Source organism: Dyella japonica, assembly GCF_040545895.1.
Classification (GTDB): domain Bacteria; phylum Pseudomonadota; class Gammaproteobacteria; order Xanthomonadales; family Rhodanobacteraceae; genus Dyella; species Dyella japonica_D.
This window is the reverse complement of sequence record NZ_JBEPMU010000009.1, coordinates 16,558-32,114: the sequence shown is the minus strand read 5'-3', so window position 1 is coordinate 32,114 and position 15,557 is coordinate 16,558. Positions and strand designations below refer to the sequence as shown.

The 15,557-nt window shown below is 61.0% G+C and carries 8 protein-coding genes and 1 pseudogene; 6 read left to right on the top strand and 3 right to left on the bottom strand.

The features are described from left to right. Nucleotides 1-11 precede the first annotated feature (11 nt). Complete coding sequence (gene tssC / locus ABIC75_RS22215; RefSeq protein ID WP_354016081.1) at nt 12-1,493, bottom strand: type VI secretion system contractile sheath large subunit; 1,482 nt, start codon at nt 1,491-1,493, stop codon at nt 12-14. A 64-nt stretch (nt 1,494-1,557) separates the two neighbouring features. Next, on the bottom strand, nt 1,558-2,067 hold the full coding sequence (gene tssB / locus ABIC75_RS22210; protein ID WP_354016080.1) for a type VI secretion system contractile sheath small subunit: 510 nt from the start codon (nt 2,065-2,067) through the stop codon (nt 1,558-1,560). Between the two features lie 467 nt (nt 2,068-2,534). Here tssB and tssH point away from each other — a divergent pair, with 467 nt between their 5' ends. The 5 genes from tssH to tssM are packed head-to-tail and all read left to right on the top strand — an operon-like array spanning nt 2,535 to nt 12,545. Then, nucleotides 2,535-5,129, top strand: a complete 2,595-nt coding sequence (gene tssH, locus ABIC75_RS22205; RefSeq protein ID WP_354016079.1) for a type VI secretion system ATPase TssH — start codon at nt 2,535-2,537, stop codon at nt 5,127-5,129. 9 nt (nt 5,130-5,138) lie between these two features. Continuing rightward, complete coding sequence (locus ABIC75_RS22200; RefSeq protein ID WP_354016078.1) at nt 5,139-6,698, top strand: sigma-54 interaction domain-containing protein; 1,560 nt, start codon at nt 5,139-5,141, stop codon at nt 6,696-6,698. Further along, nucleotides 6,695-7,393: a type VI secretion system-associated protein VasI gene (gene vasI, locus ABIC75_RS22195; protein WP_354016077.1), complete on the top strand. Its 699-nt coding sequence runs from the start codon at nt 6,695-6,697 to the stop codon at nt 7,391-7,393. Before ABIC75_RS22200 ends, vasI begins: the two co-directional genes overlap by 4 nt. Next, nucleotides 7,390-8,856, top strand: a complete 1,467-nt coding sequence (gene tssA / locus ABIC75_RS22190) for a type VI secretion system protein TssA (protein ID WP_354016076.1) — start codon at nt 7,390-7,392, stop codon at nt 8,854-8,856. The genes vasI and tssA overlap by 4 nt, the downstream gene beginning before the upstream one ends. After that, entirely contained in the window at nt 8,853-12,545 is a 3,693-nt protein-coding gene (gene tssM / locus ABIC75_RS22185) for a type VI secretion system membrane subunit TssM (protein ID WP_354016075.1), read from the top strand. The genes tssA and tssM overlap by 4 nt, the downstream gene beginning before the upstream one ends. A gap of 384 nt (nt 12,546-12,929) precedes the next feature. Here the strand turns inward: tssM and ABIC75_RS22180 are convergent, their stop codons facing one another. Then, nucleotides 12,930-14,873 (bottom strand): hypothetical protein, encoded by a 1,944-nt coding sequence (locus tag ABIC75_RS22180; protein ID WP_354016074.1) that lies wholly within the window; start codon nt 14,871-14,873, stop codon nt 12,930-12,932. A 287-nt stretch (nt 14,874-15,160) separates the two neighbouring features. Here ABIC75_RS22180 and ABIC75_RS22175 point away from each other — a divergent pair. Then, a pseudogene (locus ABIC75_RS22175) lies at nt 15,161-15,412 on the top strand (transposase); the annotation flags it as partial. Nucleotides 15,413-15,557: the final 145 nt, after the last annotated feature.

Genomic DNA, 15,557 nt, shown 5'->3' with positions numbered 1-15,557 from the left:
GCGCTGTCCTCTTATTCGCGGTCGAGCCGGCCCACCAGCGACAGCTCGAAGTTGGCGCCCATGTACTTGAAGTGCGGACGCACCGCCATCGAGACCTGATACCAGCCCGGGTTGCCAGCGACGTCCTGCACCTCGATGTGAGCAGCGCGCAGCGGGCGGCGGCTACGTACGTCGGAGGACGGATTCTCCTGGTCTGCGATGTACTGCTTGAGCCAGCCGTTGAGCTCGCGCTCCAGATCCTGACGCTCCTTCCAGCTGCCGATCTGCTCGCGCTGCAACACCTTGATGTAGTGCGCCAGGCGATTGATGATGAACATGTACGGCAGCTGCGTGCCCAGCTTGTAATTGGTCTGCGCCTGCTGTCCTTCCGCAGTCTTGGCGAATACCTTTGGCTTCTGTACCGAATTGGCGGAGAAGAAGGCCGCGTTGTCGCTGTCCTTGCGCATGGTGAGGGGGATGAAGCCCTCTTCGGAAAGCTCGAACTCCTTGCGGTCCGACACCAGCACTTCCGTTGGAATCTTGGCCTGCAACTGGCCTAGCGACTCATACAGATGGACGGGCAGATCGTCCACCGCGCCGCCGGATTGCGGGCCGATGATGTTCGGACACCAACGATACTTGGCAAAGCTTTCCGTGATGCGGCTGGCCATCAGGAAGGCCGTGTTGCCCCACAGGTAGTTATCGTGGTCGCCGTCAATGGCTTCGCGGTAGACAAAATTGCGGGTCGGGTTCTCGAGCGGGTCGTACGGCTGGCGCAGCAGGAAGCGCGGCATGGTCAGGCCGAGATAGCGCGCGTCCTCGGACTCGCGCAGGCCACGCCATTTGGTAAAGCGCGGCCCCTCGAAGATGTCCTTCACTTCCTTGAGGTTGGGCAGGTCCTGGAAGTTGCTCAGGTTGAAGAACTCCGGGCCCGCCGCCGAGATGAACGGCGCATGCGCCATCGCGCCCACGGAAGCGACGTAGCTCAGCAGCTTGATGTCGGGCGCGGACGGGCCGAATGTGTAGTTGCCGATGATGCTGGCAGTGGGCTGGCCGCCGAACTGACCATAGCCGGCCGTGTAGACATGCTTGTAAAGGCCGCTGCGCGTGATATCGGCGGACCCTTCAAAATCCTCCAGCAGCTCGTCCTTGGTGACGTGGAGAACCTCGATGTTGATGTTTTCGCGGAAATCGGTGCGATCCACCAGAAGCTGAAGGCAACGCCACGCCGACTCCAGTTCCTGAAGTGCGGGTTGGTGAAGGATGGCATCCATCTGCTGGCTGAGCTTGCGATCGACCTGGGCAATCATCTGGTCGACCAGCTGCTTGTTCACCGGCTGCTCGCGCTCTTCGGTCTTCAGCATTTCCGCAATAAAGGCAGCCACGCCACGCTCGGCGACGGCGTAGCCTTCATGGTTGGGTTCAATGCGGGTCTGCGCCATGATCTGGTCCAGCAGACCAGACGTGGACGAAACAGGGGTGGCCGTGGCGGCCGCGGTGTTCTTCTGTGCCATGGGTTTTCCTTAACGACGCAATGTCATGCGGTACGAGACGATTCAGTGATCGGGCCGATACCGCTCAGGATTTGGTGGGCTGGTGCAGGACCAGGTCGAGCTCGCTGGCCAACTTGGCACGCGCCTGTTCGTCGGAAAGCAGCGTTTGCAGTTGCTTGCGGAACGCCGGCACATTGCCGAGCGGCCCCTTGAGCGCCACCAAAGCCTCGCGAAGATCCAGCAACTTGCTCAGTTCCGGAACCTGCTTGGCGATGGCATCGGGGCTGAAGTCCTTCATCGACTTGAATTGCAGGTCGACATGGAGCGTATCGTCTTCGGCGCCATCGCCCAGCGCGGAAGGCACTTCCATCTTGAGGTTGAGCTTGGCTTCGGCCATCACGCTGTCGAACGTGTCCTTATCGATCCGGACGGCTTGGCGATCTTCCAGGGCTTTCTGCTCACCATGGCCCTTGAAATCGCCGGTAACCAGAAGCTTCAGAGGCAGCTCCATCTCTGCCTGCTGGTCCCCCGTGGCGGGCACGTACTTGATGTTGATGCGTTCCTGCGGTGCGACAGATCCTGCTTTCTTAGCCATAACAACTCCATGTGGATACTGCAAAAGAAACGATTCAGCACCTCTATAGCCGTTATTCGCACGGTTGTCGTGCCTGCCCATCCAAGAGCGCAAAGCGCCGCCCTTTCGGAGGGCGAAAAAGCAACGCTGGCATGAGGACTATCCGTGTTCGCGAGCATCTCGAATAAGAAGTACAACGATAGAGCTCCAGCAGACCACGCTACCCAATGCACGTGGCGCTGAGCAATCAGACGAGCCCTAAAAACACCAGGGGAATTGCCTGGCGGACCATGGCCAGGTGTTACGCGAAAATCCTGCGCCGAAATGAGTTTTGTCCTATGGATGTGCATCGACCAAAGTGCTCAGCTAGTTCGTTGGACACAAAACCAATGCGCATGCCCACGAGCGGCTGCGCCGCTGCGGTGCGGTCCGAAGGCAGCACTCAAAAGGGCGAGTGAGCGAGACATCAATGGACGAGTCTTAACTGCATGATCAGAATTGATCTACCGGCACTTATCGAGCGGCTGAACCCCACGTGTCGGCATGGCCTTGAAGAGGCGGCCAGCCTTTGCATCAGCCAGCGTGGCGCAGAAGTGATGGTGCCGCATCTGTTGTTCAAACTTTTGGACAACCCCCTGAGCGATATTCGCCTTGTGCTTCGCCAGGCCGGGCTGGACGTTGACGTCACGCGACAGGCCTTGTCCAGCGCGTTCCCGGAGCAGGGCGGTGGCAGCGATCAGTATCCAGCGTTCTCCCCGTTGCTCGTGGAGCTGCTTCAGGAGGCGTGGATGCTCGGTTCGCTGGAGCTCGGGCAATACATGATTCGCAGCGGCACCCTGTTGCTCGCGGCGCTGCTCAACCCCGCCCGCTATCTGCCGCTTGCCGCCATACACCTGCTGGATGGCATCAACCGGGAATCGCTCCGCAAACAATTCGCCACGCTGCTCGCCAGCTCGGCTGAATCACCGGATGCATCGACGACACATGTGGCACAGCCGATCGACGAAGCGGATTCCGTACTTTCCAAGTACGGTCATGATTTCACGGCGCAGGCCCGCGAAGGCCGTATCGACCCAGTGCTCTGTCGTGATAGCGAGATCGATCTGATGATCGACATCCTGTCCCGTCGCCGTAAAAACAATCCCATCGTGGTGGGCGACGCCGGTGTGGGAAAAAGCGCGGTGGTGGAGGGCCTCGCTTTGCGCATCGTGCAAGCGCGCGTACCCGAACCGTTGCGACAGGTTGCCCTGTGGGGGCTGGATCTCGGCGCCTTGCAGGCCGGCGCGGCCATCAAGGGCGAATTTGAGAAGCGGCTCAAAGCCGTCATCGACGAGGTCAAGTCGTCGGCGCATTCCATCATTCTTTTTATCGACGAGGCCCACACCCTCATCGGCGCTGGCAATGCCGCCGGTGGCAGCGATGCGGCCAACCTGCTCAAGCCGGCGCTCGCGCGCGGCGAGCTGCGCACCATCGCCGCCACCACCTGGTCGGAATACAAAAAGTACTTCGAGAAAGATCCGGCCCTGTCGCGGCGCTTCCAACTGGTCAAGCTGGATGAGCCCAGCCAGGAGCAGGCCGTGCACATTCTGCGTGGCCTGCGTACGGTCTATGAGCAGGCGCACAACGTCATCATTGCGGATGAAGCGCTGCAGGCGGCGGCCACACTGTCCGCCCGCTATTTGGCGGGACGCCAGCTACCGGACAAGGCCATCGACGTACTCGACACCGCCTGCGCCCGTGTTGCCACGGCGCTGGCCGAACCGCCGCGTCGGCTGTCGTCTCTGGAACACGAGCAGCTGCAGATAGTCGCCGAAATGGATCTTCTCCAGCGCGATGCTCGCTACGGTCGTTCCATCGAAATGCAGCGCATCAACGACTTGGAAGCCCGGCGCGACCAGATCGGCGAGCAAATCCGGAAGATCCGCCACGACTGGGAACGGCAGAAGCAACTAGTTGACGAGATCATCGCCCTGCGCCAGCCGTCGGGCGAGGGCGACGAGCTCGCCGGCGCTCATGACGAGAGCGCCACGCGTGGCGCGTTAAGCGCCAAAGTGGCGCAACTGGCAGAACTTCAGCGCGAGGGTGCTTTTCTCTTTCCCGATGTGGGGCGGGAGCAGATCGCACAGGTCGTTGCCGACTGGACGGGCATCCCCGCCAACACCATGACCAGTGATCGCATGGCGCGTTTGAGCGCCTTGCCCGCGTTGCTGAGGGAGCGCGTCAAGGGACAGGACACCGCTATCGAACGCGTCCATAAGCATCTGCTGACGGCCATGGCCGATCTGCGGCGGCCCGGTACGCCGCTCGGCGCCTTTCTTCTCGTCGGGCCCAGTGGCGTCGGCAAAACGGAAACCGCGCTGGCGCTCGCCGACGTGCTGTTTGGGGGCAAGCAGTTCCTCACCACCATCAACATGTCCGAGTACCAGGAAAAGCACACCGTGTCGCGCCTGCTCGGCGCGCCGCCCGGTTATGTCGGTTACGGCGAAGGTGGCCTGCTTACCGAGGCCATCCGCCAGCGCCCTTACTCCGTGGTGTTGCTGGACGAGGTTGAAAAAGCCCACCCCGAGGTACTCAACATCTTCTATCAGGCCTTTGACAAAGGTGAGCTCGCCGATGGCGAAGGCCGCTTGATCGATTGCAAGAACATTCTGTTCTTCCTCACCTCCAACCTCGGTTTTGACCAGCAGGATAGTCCGCTCTGCGATCTGGATGAAGACACACTACGCTCGCGCATCATGCGTTTCTTCAAGCCGGCCCTGCTCGCGCGCATGCAAGTCGTTCCCTATCGCTACCTGGACGACAACGTTCTCGGCGAAATCATCGATACCCGCATACAGCGCCTGATCGCCCAGTTCGCGACACGCTATGGCGCCACCTTGGTCGTGGATGCCAGTGCGACCGACGAGCTGCGTACGCGCTGTACGCGTCATGAGAACGGTGCGCGCATGTTGGATGCCTGCATCGACGGTGAGCTGCTACCGCCGCTGTCGCTCGCCGTCCTGCAGCGTATGGCCTCCGGCCAAGCCTTTGGGCGCCCGCTGCTGGCGTGGAACGGCGCTGCCTTTGCGGCTTCGCTGGATTAGGGGCAGCGCATGGACGCCGTTGCCGTTGCCCAGCTCGTCCGTGCCATGGCTATGGCGACGCAGCCAGAGGCCTTATCTCAGGCCTTTCTGGACGACATCGTTCCCATCTGGAGATGGCAGGGGGCTTGCTGCTACCGGCGCAACCTCGCCGGTGACTGCCTGCTTCCTCTGGCCAGCGTGCCCTCCAGCGTGGCGCTGCCCGTGCTCGACACCAGTGAACTGGACAACCCTGTGGTCTATTGCTTGAGCTCGGCGAGACCATGTCAGGTAGACGATATCAACCGTCTGGTCAGCGTTGGCGAGAGCTTTGACGCCCTGCGCGCGCACTGGCCATCCACGCAGGCACTTTTGGCGCTCCCGCTTAAGAATACTCGCCAGGAAATGACAGGCGTACTCGTGTTCTTCGGCGTCTCCGGCGCGTTGCTTGCATTGCAAGCGGCCCCGCTCTGGCAAGCACTGCTGGACACGCACGAACGCCTGTTCGCGCGCCTGAGCGACCTGGTCAGCACCGAACAGAGCATCCGCTACGAGCGCACGGTGCACCGCAAACGAGAAGCCGATCGCGGCGACCATCGCGCCGAGCGTTTGCTCGCCTCTGAATTTGTCGGCGAAAGCGCGGTCACCCGGCATATCCGCGAGGAGATGCTGCGACTGGCCGACTCCACCCTCTCCATACTTATCACGGGCGAAACCGGCACAGGCAAGGATCACGCCGCCTGGCTGATCCATCAGGCATCGGCGCGAGGCGGTCCGTTCGTTCCCGTCAACTGCGCGGCCATTCCCAACGAGTTGATCGAAGCCGAATTGTTCGGCAGCACACGCGGCGCTTTCACGGGCGCCACGCAGGCGCGCTCGGGACTCGTCGCGGAAGCCCATGGCGGCACGCTGTTTCTCGATGAAATCGGCGACATGCCGCTCGCCTTGCAGGGGACGCTGCTACGCGTCCTCAACGAGAAGAAATATCGCCCCGTTGGCGCCACCAAGGAGCGCGAGTCGGATTTCCGGCTTATCTGCGCCACGCATCAGCCCTTGTCGCGCCGCATTCGCGAAGGCCAGTTCCGTGAGGACCTCTATTACCGCATCCGGCAGCAATCGCTGCACCTGACGCCGCTGCGCGAGCGCGCCGAGGACATCCCCGCCATCGCCACGCATGTGCTGCTTCAGCACAACCGTGCGCGCCACGCCCACGTTGCCGGGTTTTCCGACGCCGCATTGGCATGGCTACGCAACCAGACCCTTCCCGGCAACGTGCGCGAACTTCGCAATCTCGTACTTGCCGCCGCAGAGCGCACCGGGCAAGGCAAGCCGATCCATGTCGAGACCATGCAGGCCCTGACGACGCCTGCTGACATGCGGACAACGCGCGACGGCGCCCCGCTGCAAGATCTTCTATCGATGCACAATCTGACCGAAGCCATGGACACCTTCGAACGCTTGATGATCGGCGACCGCCTCCGGCAGCTCAACGGATCACGCAGTCAGGCCGCGCAGAGCCTGGGCATTCCCAAACGCACCCTGGCCTATAAATGCCGCAAATGGAACCTGGACCGGGAGACGGATTCCCTATGAAATCACTTATTCCGTGCTTGCTCGTGCTGGGTCTGGCCGCGTGCGGCCGCGGCGACAACGCCCCCAGCCAGTCGGCCGCCCCCCAGACACCGGACTGCACGAAAATCGCGTCCGCGGTGGAGCGACTGACGTGCTTCGACACCGTGGCGCATACCCCGCTCTCCTTGCCCGCCACCGCATCCACTGCCACCCCGCCGACCGCCGCGGAAGCAGGCACCGTTGCGACGCCCCGCATCGCCAGGTTGGTCCAGAGCAACGAAGCGCAGCGCAAGGCCGACGACCATCGCTTCTTGCTTTCAAGCTCACGCGAAGGCGATAACGGCGCCGTGCAAATGGTCATCTCCGCACCGGCACTGGGCGGCGGCACGCCGCGTCCACTGCTGGCCATCAGCTGCCTGTCCGGCATCACGCGCCTCCAGTTCATTACGGCGCAGTCCATCCCCCACAACCGCATACGCATGCGTCTGCGGATGGACGATGCGCCCGTCGCCGATGCCATGCCATGGCAAGTGCTGGACGTGGGCAATATCGCCGATGCGGGTCGCGGCCTGGTCGCCATCGACACGCTCAAGCGCTTGCCCAGCGGCAGACGGCTCCAAACCGAAAGCGACTATGCACCACTCGACGGCTTGATCTTCGACGCAAGCGATCTGCACGAGCTCATCGGTCAACAGCGGGAGGCGTGTCACTGGTGATCGACTTTGCTCCCCTGGATCTCGATGCCCTGTTCGCGCCCATCGACGCGCAGCAGCCCGCCGGCCATTTCGACGAGGAAGACGAAACCTATCAGGGCATCGATCAGGAAATGATCAAGCTGGGCGGCTTGAATGAGTCACGCATGGACTGGCCTTACATCGACGAAGCCTCGCGCCAATACCTAGGCAGCCAATGCAAACACTTCCGTGTCGCCGGTCACCTGGTGACGGCGCGACTGCGTGTGCGCAACTGGCGTCAATGGGCGGAGGCCATCAGTGTGCTGGCAGGCCTGGTCAATCGCTATTGGGAAACCAGTTATCCCAAGCCCGGCGCTACCGGCTATCTCGCCAAACGCAAAATGGTCGCCCTGCTGATAGAGCGCCTTACGCAAGCGCTCCCAGCCCTTGATCCGCATAGCTTCAGTAAGGAGCAGCAGGCGACCGCACAACAGGCGCTGGATCGCCTACAGGCAGACGCCGCCGGGGCGCAGATCGACGCCGCCTTGCTGGCGAAGTTGGAAGCGAAACTTCAGCAACAAGCCGACGCCGCGCGCTTTCCCGAAGCTGCGCCCGCCACGCCCACGCCCACCCCGGGACAAACCGGCGGAACGGCCATCAGCGAGGCGTTCTTCACCGTACCCAGCAACCTCAAGCTGGGCGAAGAGCGTGACAACCGCCGCTCCCTGCTCGCCGTTGCCGATTTCATCAACCAACAGGACGCCTACGACCCCGCCGGCTACCAGCTGCGGCGCTTTGCCTTGTGGGCCCATCTGCATGCCGCGCCGCCCGCACGTCGTGAGCAGCGCACCGAATTGATGGGCGTGCCCGCTGACATTGCTCAGACCTATCAAGAGGCGCTGCGCAACAACGTCGTAAGCCCGGTGCTATTGCAGCGCGTGGAAAAGAGCGTGGCGTCCTCGCCGTACTGGATACGCGGCAGCTTTCTCGCCGCCGGCATCGCGGCCCGACTGGAAATGAAAGAAGTGGCCGACGCCATCCGTCTCGCTACCGAACGCTTCGTGCGACGCATACCCACGCTGACCGAGCTGTGCTTCAACGATGGTCGGCCCTTCGTCGATAGTGAAACTCTGAACTGGCTCAGTGGCGCCACCGACTCGGCAAAAGCCGCCAACCTGCAGGAATACGGCAATCTGCGCGACGAGCTGGTCACGCAGCTCGACAACGAAGGCGTCGAAGTCGTACTGCGTCGCCTGCAAGGCCTTCAGACCACCTACAGCGCCCCACGCCAGCGCTGCTACGCCACCGTCATCGCCGCCGATCTGCTCGCTTCGCGTGGGCTGACGTGGCTGGCAGACGACCTCTACGCCAGCGTTATCCGCGCCATGCAAAGCACGTCGGCCGAGCATTGGGAGCCCGCTCTCTATGAGCATTTGGCCCGCCAGTTGCCGTTACAGGTCGCGAGCGAGCAAGGACGCAAGCATCAAGGAGCAACATCACCATGACTATTTGGCCTTTTATCAGGAGCGGGGGCGTTGCTCTGCTTCGTCACGTCAAACAAGCGACACCGATGCTGCTGCTCCTCGGTGTCTTTTTCCTCCTGATCGCCATTTGGTGGCTCGGGCCCCTTTGGCAATGGCACGACAAGAAGCCGCTGGCTCCATTGTCCGTGCGTGTCTTGCTTACCGTGCTGCTGCTGATCGTACCCACGCTGGCCTGGGCTTTGGTTCTGCGCAAGCGCAACAAAGCATTTGAAGTGGAGGCAAATCACAAGATCACGCTTGAGCGTGACGAGGGCCTGAAGTATGTAGAGGCCCAAGAGCGCTGGCTCGATCAAAGCCTGTCCGTGCTGAAGGGGAGCCAGACAGGTCGCCAGGGCTTGTACAAGCTGCCTTGGTACATAGTGCTGGGCACCGAGGACGCGGGCAAGACGAGCTTCATCAATCGCTCCGACCAGAACTTCTATCTCACGGGCACCACCAAGGCCCAGCGCGGCCGTAACGCCGATCCGGATCTGGCCTATGCCATCGACTGGTGGATGGGCGATCAGGCGGTGTTGATCGATTTGCCGGGCGAGATCATCAGCCAGGCGGATGATCTCGCCCTGGAGAAGGAGAGCGCCCAGCTTGCCGCTACCGAGGCAAATACAGCGGAGGGCACGCAAGCCATGGACAAACCTGGCAAGCGAGAGCTGCCAGATGGTTTGCAGAGGCGCTTGTGGAAGCACCTGATCGGTTGGCTTGGCCGCAACCGCAGCCGCCGCCCGCTGAACGGCGTGGTGCTGGTGATCGACCTCATCGCGCTGCTCAATCAAAAGCCCAGCGACCGCAAGGCGCAGGCCACACTTCTTCGCTCACGCCTGAGCGAACTGGGTGCCCATCTGGGCACGCGTCCACCCATTTACGTGGTGTTGAGCAAGGCCGATCAGCTCGACGGTTTCGGGACGTTTTTCTCGCGCCTGCCGCGCGCGAAGCGCGAGGACATTTTCGGTTTCACCTTTACGCTGGACTCGGTAAAGGACTTCGACGCCTGGATGGAAGAACTATCCCAGCGCTACGGCGCCATGGTGGCCCGCGTCAACGAGCAGGTGTTCGATGCGCTAAGCGAGCCGTTCGAACGAGAGCAGCGCGAGGGTTTGTTCTCGCTTACACGCGAATTGGATGGTCTGCTGCCCATCCTGCTTCGCTTCCTGTCCGACGTGCTGGGCAGCGATCGCTCGGGTGCGCCCGCACTGCCGCGCGGCGTGTACTTCTCTTCCGTCTATCAGGAGGGGCTGCTGAATAATGCGTTCGTGGATGCAGCAGCCGAGGCGTTCCATCTGGAAACGGTGGTATCGAAGGCGCAGTCGGCAGGGCGTGGCACGGTTTACTTTGCCCAGCATATTTTCCAGCGCGTGATCTACCCCGAGGCGGGGCTGGCCGGCGATAACGTCAAGGTCATTGCTGACAAGAAACGTGCGCTGCTGATCAACCTGGGGGTGGCCATGCTGGGAGGCCTGCTGATCACGGCGGGTTGGTACCACTACTACACGCTCAATCGCGACCTGGCATTGAACGTGCTGGCCAAGAGTCGGGACTTCAGCGGCAAGCATGTCGATACCGCATCTGATCCCACCGGACAAAACCTGCTGGTGCCGCTGGACCGGATCCGCGATGCGGTGACGGTGTATGGTGATTATCGCAACGCCTGGCCGGTGATGTCCGACATGGGTCTGTACCAGGGCCGCAAGATCGGTCCCAAGGTGGACGAGGCCTACTTGCAATTGCTTTCCCGGCGATTCCTTCCGGCACTGGCCGGCGGCGTTATCGATGCCATGAACCATGCGCCTGGCAACAGCAACGAGGAACTTGCCGCGTTGCGTGTGTACCGGATGATCGAGGATCGCCTGAATCGCCGCGCGCCGATCGTGGAAGAATGGATGGCCAAATACTGGCAGAAGGCGTTCCCCGGCGATGGCGCCACGCAGAATGACCTGATGCGTCACCTGGACTACGCCATGAAATATGCCGACGCTGATCTACCCCAGTATCGCGAACGTGTGACGGAGGTGCAGCAGGATCTGCGCCAGATCCCGATGCCGCAACGCGTCTACATGACCATGCAGCAACAGGCGGACGAAACCCTGCATGCTCCGCTGGACTTGCGCCGCGAGATCGGCCCGGCGTTCGATATCGTGTATCGGACTCGCACGACGGACGACGCCAAGGTGTCGGGCACGCAGATCGACGCGCTGCTCACCGCCCGGGGCTTCCACGACTACTTCGAACCACGCAGCCAGGACGTGACCGAACTGGCCATAATCGACGAGTGGACGCTGGGCCAGCGCAACCATATCGATTACTCCGACGCCGACAAACAGGCGTTGGCGGGCCGGGTGCGCACCATTTACGCCGCGGACTACATGGCAAACTGGCGTCAGGGCATCAACAAGCTCGACATCGTGGACTTCAACGACATTGGAGAGGCGGTGGCGGTCCTCGAAAGCCTCACCAGCCCAGCGGCGCCGATGCGCCGTCTGGTGGAAACGGTGCGGGACAATACCCAGCTCAATCCGGCGACGCCGGCCGACGGCAAGGTCAAGGCGCCCACGTCCGCCAACGAGGCAGCGAACCGCCAGTTGGCTGCAGATGTCGCCCGATCATTTGCTCCGTTGACCGACCTGCTGGTGGCCAAGGGCGACAAGCCGTCGTACCTGGATGAAACCATGGCCGCTGTCGGCAATGTCCGCGATGTGGTGAAAAGCGTGCAGGACAGCCCCGATCACGGCAAGGCGGCGCTAGCCATGATGCTGGATCGCTTTGCATTGAAGGGACAGGACCCCATCGGGATCTTGCAGCGCATGGCGGCCGGATTGCCGGAGCCGTTGAACGGACAGGTGAAGAAGATCGCCGACGAATCCTCGCAGGTCCTGCTGATTGAAGCGCTTCGCGAGCTGGAGCGTCGCTGGGATACCGATGTGTACAGCTTCTATAGCGAACACCTGGCGGGGCGCTACCCGTTCAATCCGGCCAGCGCCTCGGATGCCTCGCAGGAGGATTTCGAAGCGTTCTTCGGGCCCCAGGGTAGGCTGCAACAGTTTCGCGACAAGTACCTGAAGGTGTTCCTGGAGGACAACCTTGATGCGTTGTACTCCGAGCGGCGCGGTGGCTATCTGGTACGCACCGATGTGCTGACCCAGCTTGAAGCGGCCAATCGCATCCGCGATGCGTTCTTCAATAATCGCGGCGCGCTCAGCGTGCAGTTCAACGTGACGCCGCTTGGCCTGACGCCGAATCGCCGCAGTAGTGTGCTCGGTATCGAAGGTCAGCTGATCTCCTACGATCACGGTCCCAGCAACAGCGTGGGCTTGATATGGCCAAACGGCCTGGGGACCAGCACCGATAGTCGCGTGACCCTGGTCAACAGCAGCGGCAACAGCAGCAGCCTCGTGTTCCGCGGCCCCTGGTCCATGTTCCGTCTGCTGAGCCGAGCCCAGCTCACCGGCACTACGCCCACCACAGTCGATCTAAGCTTTACCGCGGATGATGGTGGCGCGATGCGCTACCGCGTGACCGCCGAGAAAGCCAACAACCCATTCACACAGCGCATCTTCAGTAACTTCGCGCTACCACGCACGCTGTTGCGGGATGAGGCCGCTCCCGTCTCCCCAAGCGCACCAACTCTCAAGGAACCTGTCAAACCGGCGGCGGATTGAGTGTGCTCTTCAAGGCCCATCAGGCCACGCTTCACGTAGCCTGATGGGATGGCTTGCAAGAAACGACCGCTGTCAGGAGTGTGTGCGTATGGCAATCATAGGCCGGAAGTGCCGTGATCTCCGGGGCAGTCCAGTCCCCTTTCAAAGGTGTCCATCAAACTAGGGTCATCTCAGGGGACGAAATGCGCGGTGGCTTCAACGGCCATCTCCAAAATGAGTCGGCCGCCTTGTGGGCGGCCGACTCCCCCCCTGGACTCCCCCCGTTCTGGATTTCCCCAGGTCAAGCAGGACTTTCTGTTGCCTCCCTTAGGAGGTCCGGTCTCCGGGCGCCCCTCGATGACAGAACATGGATGATTCAACCCCGCCTGCCGGTGGTTCCTAGGATCACACTAGGCCGTTGTCCGCAAAAGAAGCCATGCACTGGAGGGCCAGCGCCGTGGGGGCCGTCATGCCCTGCGGCGGAGGCACCGTGGGCAAGGAGCTATATCCCATGAGCACGGGGTTCTGTTCCGCCAGCTGCCACGCTTCCTGGTCCATCGGACTGTCGACGCTCATGTAGTAAACCTGGCCGCCGTTGCCCCAGAAGAGGTAAAGCAAACCGTTCAAATCCGTCACCGCAACAGAGGTGCAAGGACCCATTCCATTGGGAACCTCGATGGTCACATAGGAGGAGTTCGGGTTGGGGTACGGAACAATAATGATCGTGTTGTTCTCTTTGGGAACAAGAGCCACGTAGATCTGTCCGTTAAAGATAAACGCACAGGGCTGGTTGTACGAATTGAAGGTGTAGCCCGGGGCCAAGATGTCGCTGACATTGGCATCCCCATTGTATTGGCCGGACGTGTTCCAGGTCGACAGCCACAGGTTACCGTTGTTGCTGTTGGAGGAATGAAACACATACAGCATATCGGCGGTGGCCACCGCCGATGGGCCACACCATAAGCAGGCAGTGAGGCCGTTTTCGCTGGACCAAGAGGTCCCGTTATCCGACGAGGTGGTGTATGCAAGATTTCCGTTGTTGTTCGTATAGAAGCAATAGAGCAGGCCGTTGAACGCCACTCCGCATGCCGGCGTACTAACAAACCCGTTACTCGCGGCAACCGTATTCGCCCCCCAGCCATCCGTCGTCGTGCCTGGAAGGACATAGACGTTACTTCCAGCTGAGTAGACGCAGAACAGGGTGTCGTTGGCGTAGAACACAGTGGGAGCCCCCGCTATCCCGAGCGGCCCATTGTTCCCGTGGCCGACGTTCGGCACGGTGGCCATGCCGCGACCCGAGTACCCCGGCGTTGAGCTGTCCGGGATCAGGGTGGTGTACCAAACCTGATTTTGGTAGTTCATCACGCAATAGATCTGATCGCCGACCGTCGCCACGGCGGGGAAGCCGGAATTTTGCCCCGAAGTATTGATTCCCGAGGTGTTGATTCCCACGGGAATGGACCAGTTGCTGCCTCCGTCGGTACTGGTGATGTAGGCCGTCCCGAGACTGGCATCTTTATAGAATACGTACATGGTGCTGCTCGTGCTGTCGTAGAAGGCATATGGTAGGGGTGATGGGGCTGCACGAAGTGCAACCCCTTGCGGGCTGATGCTGGGTATGTTCAACCCCTCGCCGCCCGTGGCATTGAGCGAGATCAGACCCAAGTTGCCATATCCCGAGGACACATTGTTCACATAGAACACATAAGGGCTGTTAGCGGAGGGAAGGACAGTGACTGTGGGTGATGAGGCTACGTTCGAGGGGTCGGACAGCAGGGTAATTCCCGACCAGGTGCTTCCATCCGACGAGGTCACGAATCCGATCTGGCCACCATTTGTACCGATCTGGAAGAAGACCCATATTGCATTGTTGAACACGATGGCCGCTGGACAACCCGTGATCCCCTCATTGATATACAGCGATTGTGAGCTGCCGTAGGTAGTGTAGTAGAGCATCCCGTTGTTAGTCGGGTTCGTGACCGCATCGATGTTGGCCCCCTGATAGAACAAATAGATCTCTCCGTTGAACACGACGGCGGAGGGTGACAGTTGGGTTGAAGGGCCCGTAAAGTCCTGGGGGCTGGACCATGTAGTTCCGTTGTATGTCGCGTATTGCACCGATGACGTGTCGGACGCAGGGGTCGCCCAAAAAACATAGATCAAGTTGTTGAACTCCACCGCCGTCGGGTGGGCGTTCGCCATGCTCTTGGCAACATACGCTTGCCATACCTGGTCCAAAAACAAATTCTCCAGCGAGCAGGTACTTCGAATGGCCTGGTTGACACAGAATCCCGCTAGGGAGCTAGCAGGGGCAAAAAAAGTGAGCATATCGCTGCTAGGAACAGACATGAGCTTTACTCCAAAAGAGGGAGGTGGTGATCGCACCAAGCGCTTCAGCCTGGATGGGCCGGAAAGACCGCTGAAAACGATGGGTGAATCGGAACGTAGCGCTGCAGGCGCGTACTCTGCTAGTTCCAATAGCCCGTGTTGATCAGGGGGCGCGGTCTTTCTCATGGGGTAAAGCTGGCGCGCTGTTGACTCGTCCCACTTCTTCGTTGCGCGACATTCCGGAAAGCGGGACTGCCCCGGAGATAACGGGGCTTTCAGCCTATGATTTGAGCATAGGAGGAAGCCCCATGAGCACTCAGTGGTCTACCGTGGAATTCAAAGAAGACGCTGTCCGACAAGTGGTCGGTCGCGGTCACTCCGTTGCCGAAGTGGCCGTCCGGTTGGGCGTTTCCACCTACAGCCTGTATCAGTGGGTCAGGGCGATGAAGCCCGACAAGACGGAGCAACAGGCCGCTGAGTTGAATGACGAAAAGAGCGAGATTCTTCGCCTGCGTGCCCAGCTGCGGCGCGTCGAAAAGGAGCGCGACTTTGTAAGAAGGTCCGCACGGTACTTCCCCAAAGAACCCGAGTGAAGTACCGCGTCATCAATGATCGCCGCAACTTGTTCGTCCTTCATCCCCATTGATGATCATTCCTTTGACGATCACGCAGCCTCGATTTCTTGGAAGCCGCCAGGCTGACTGT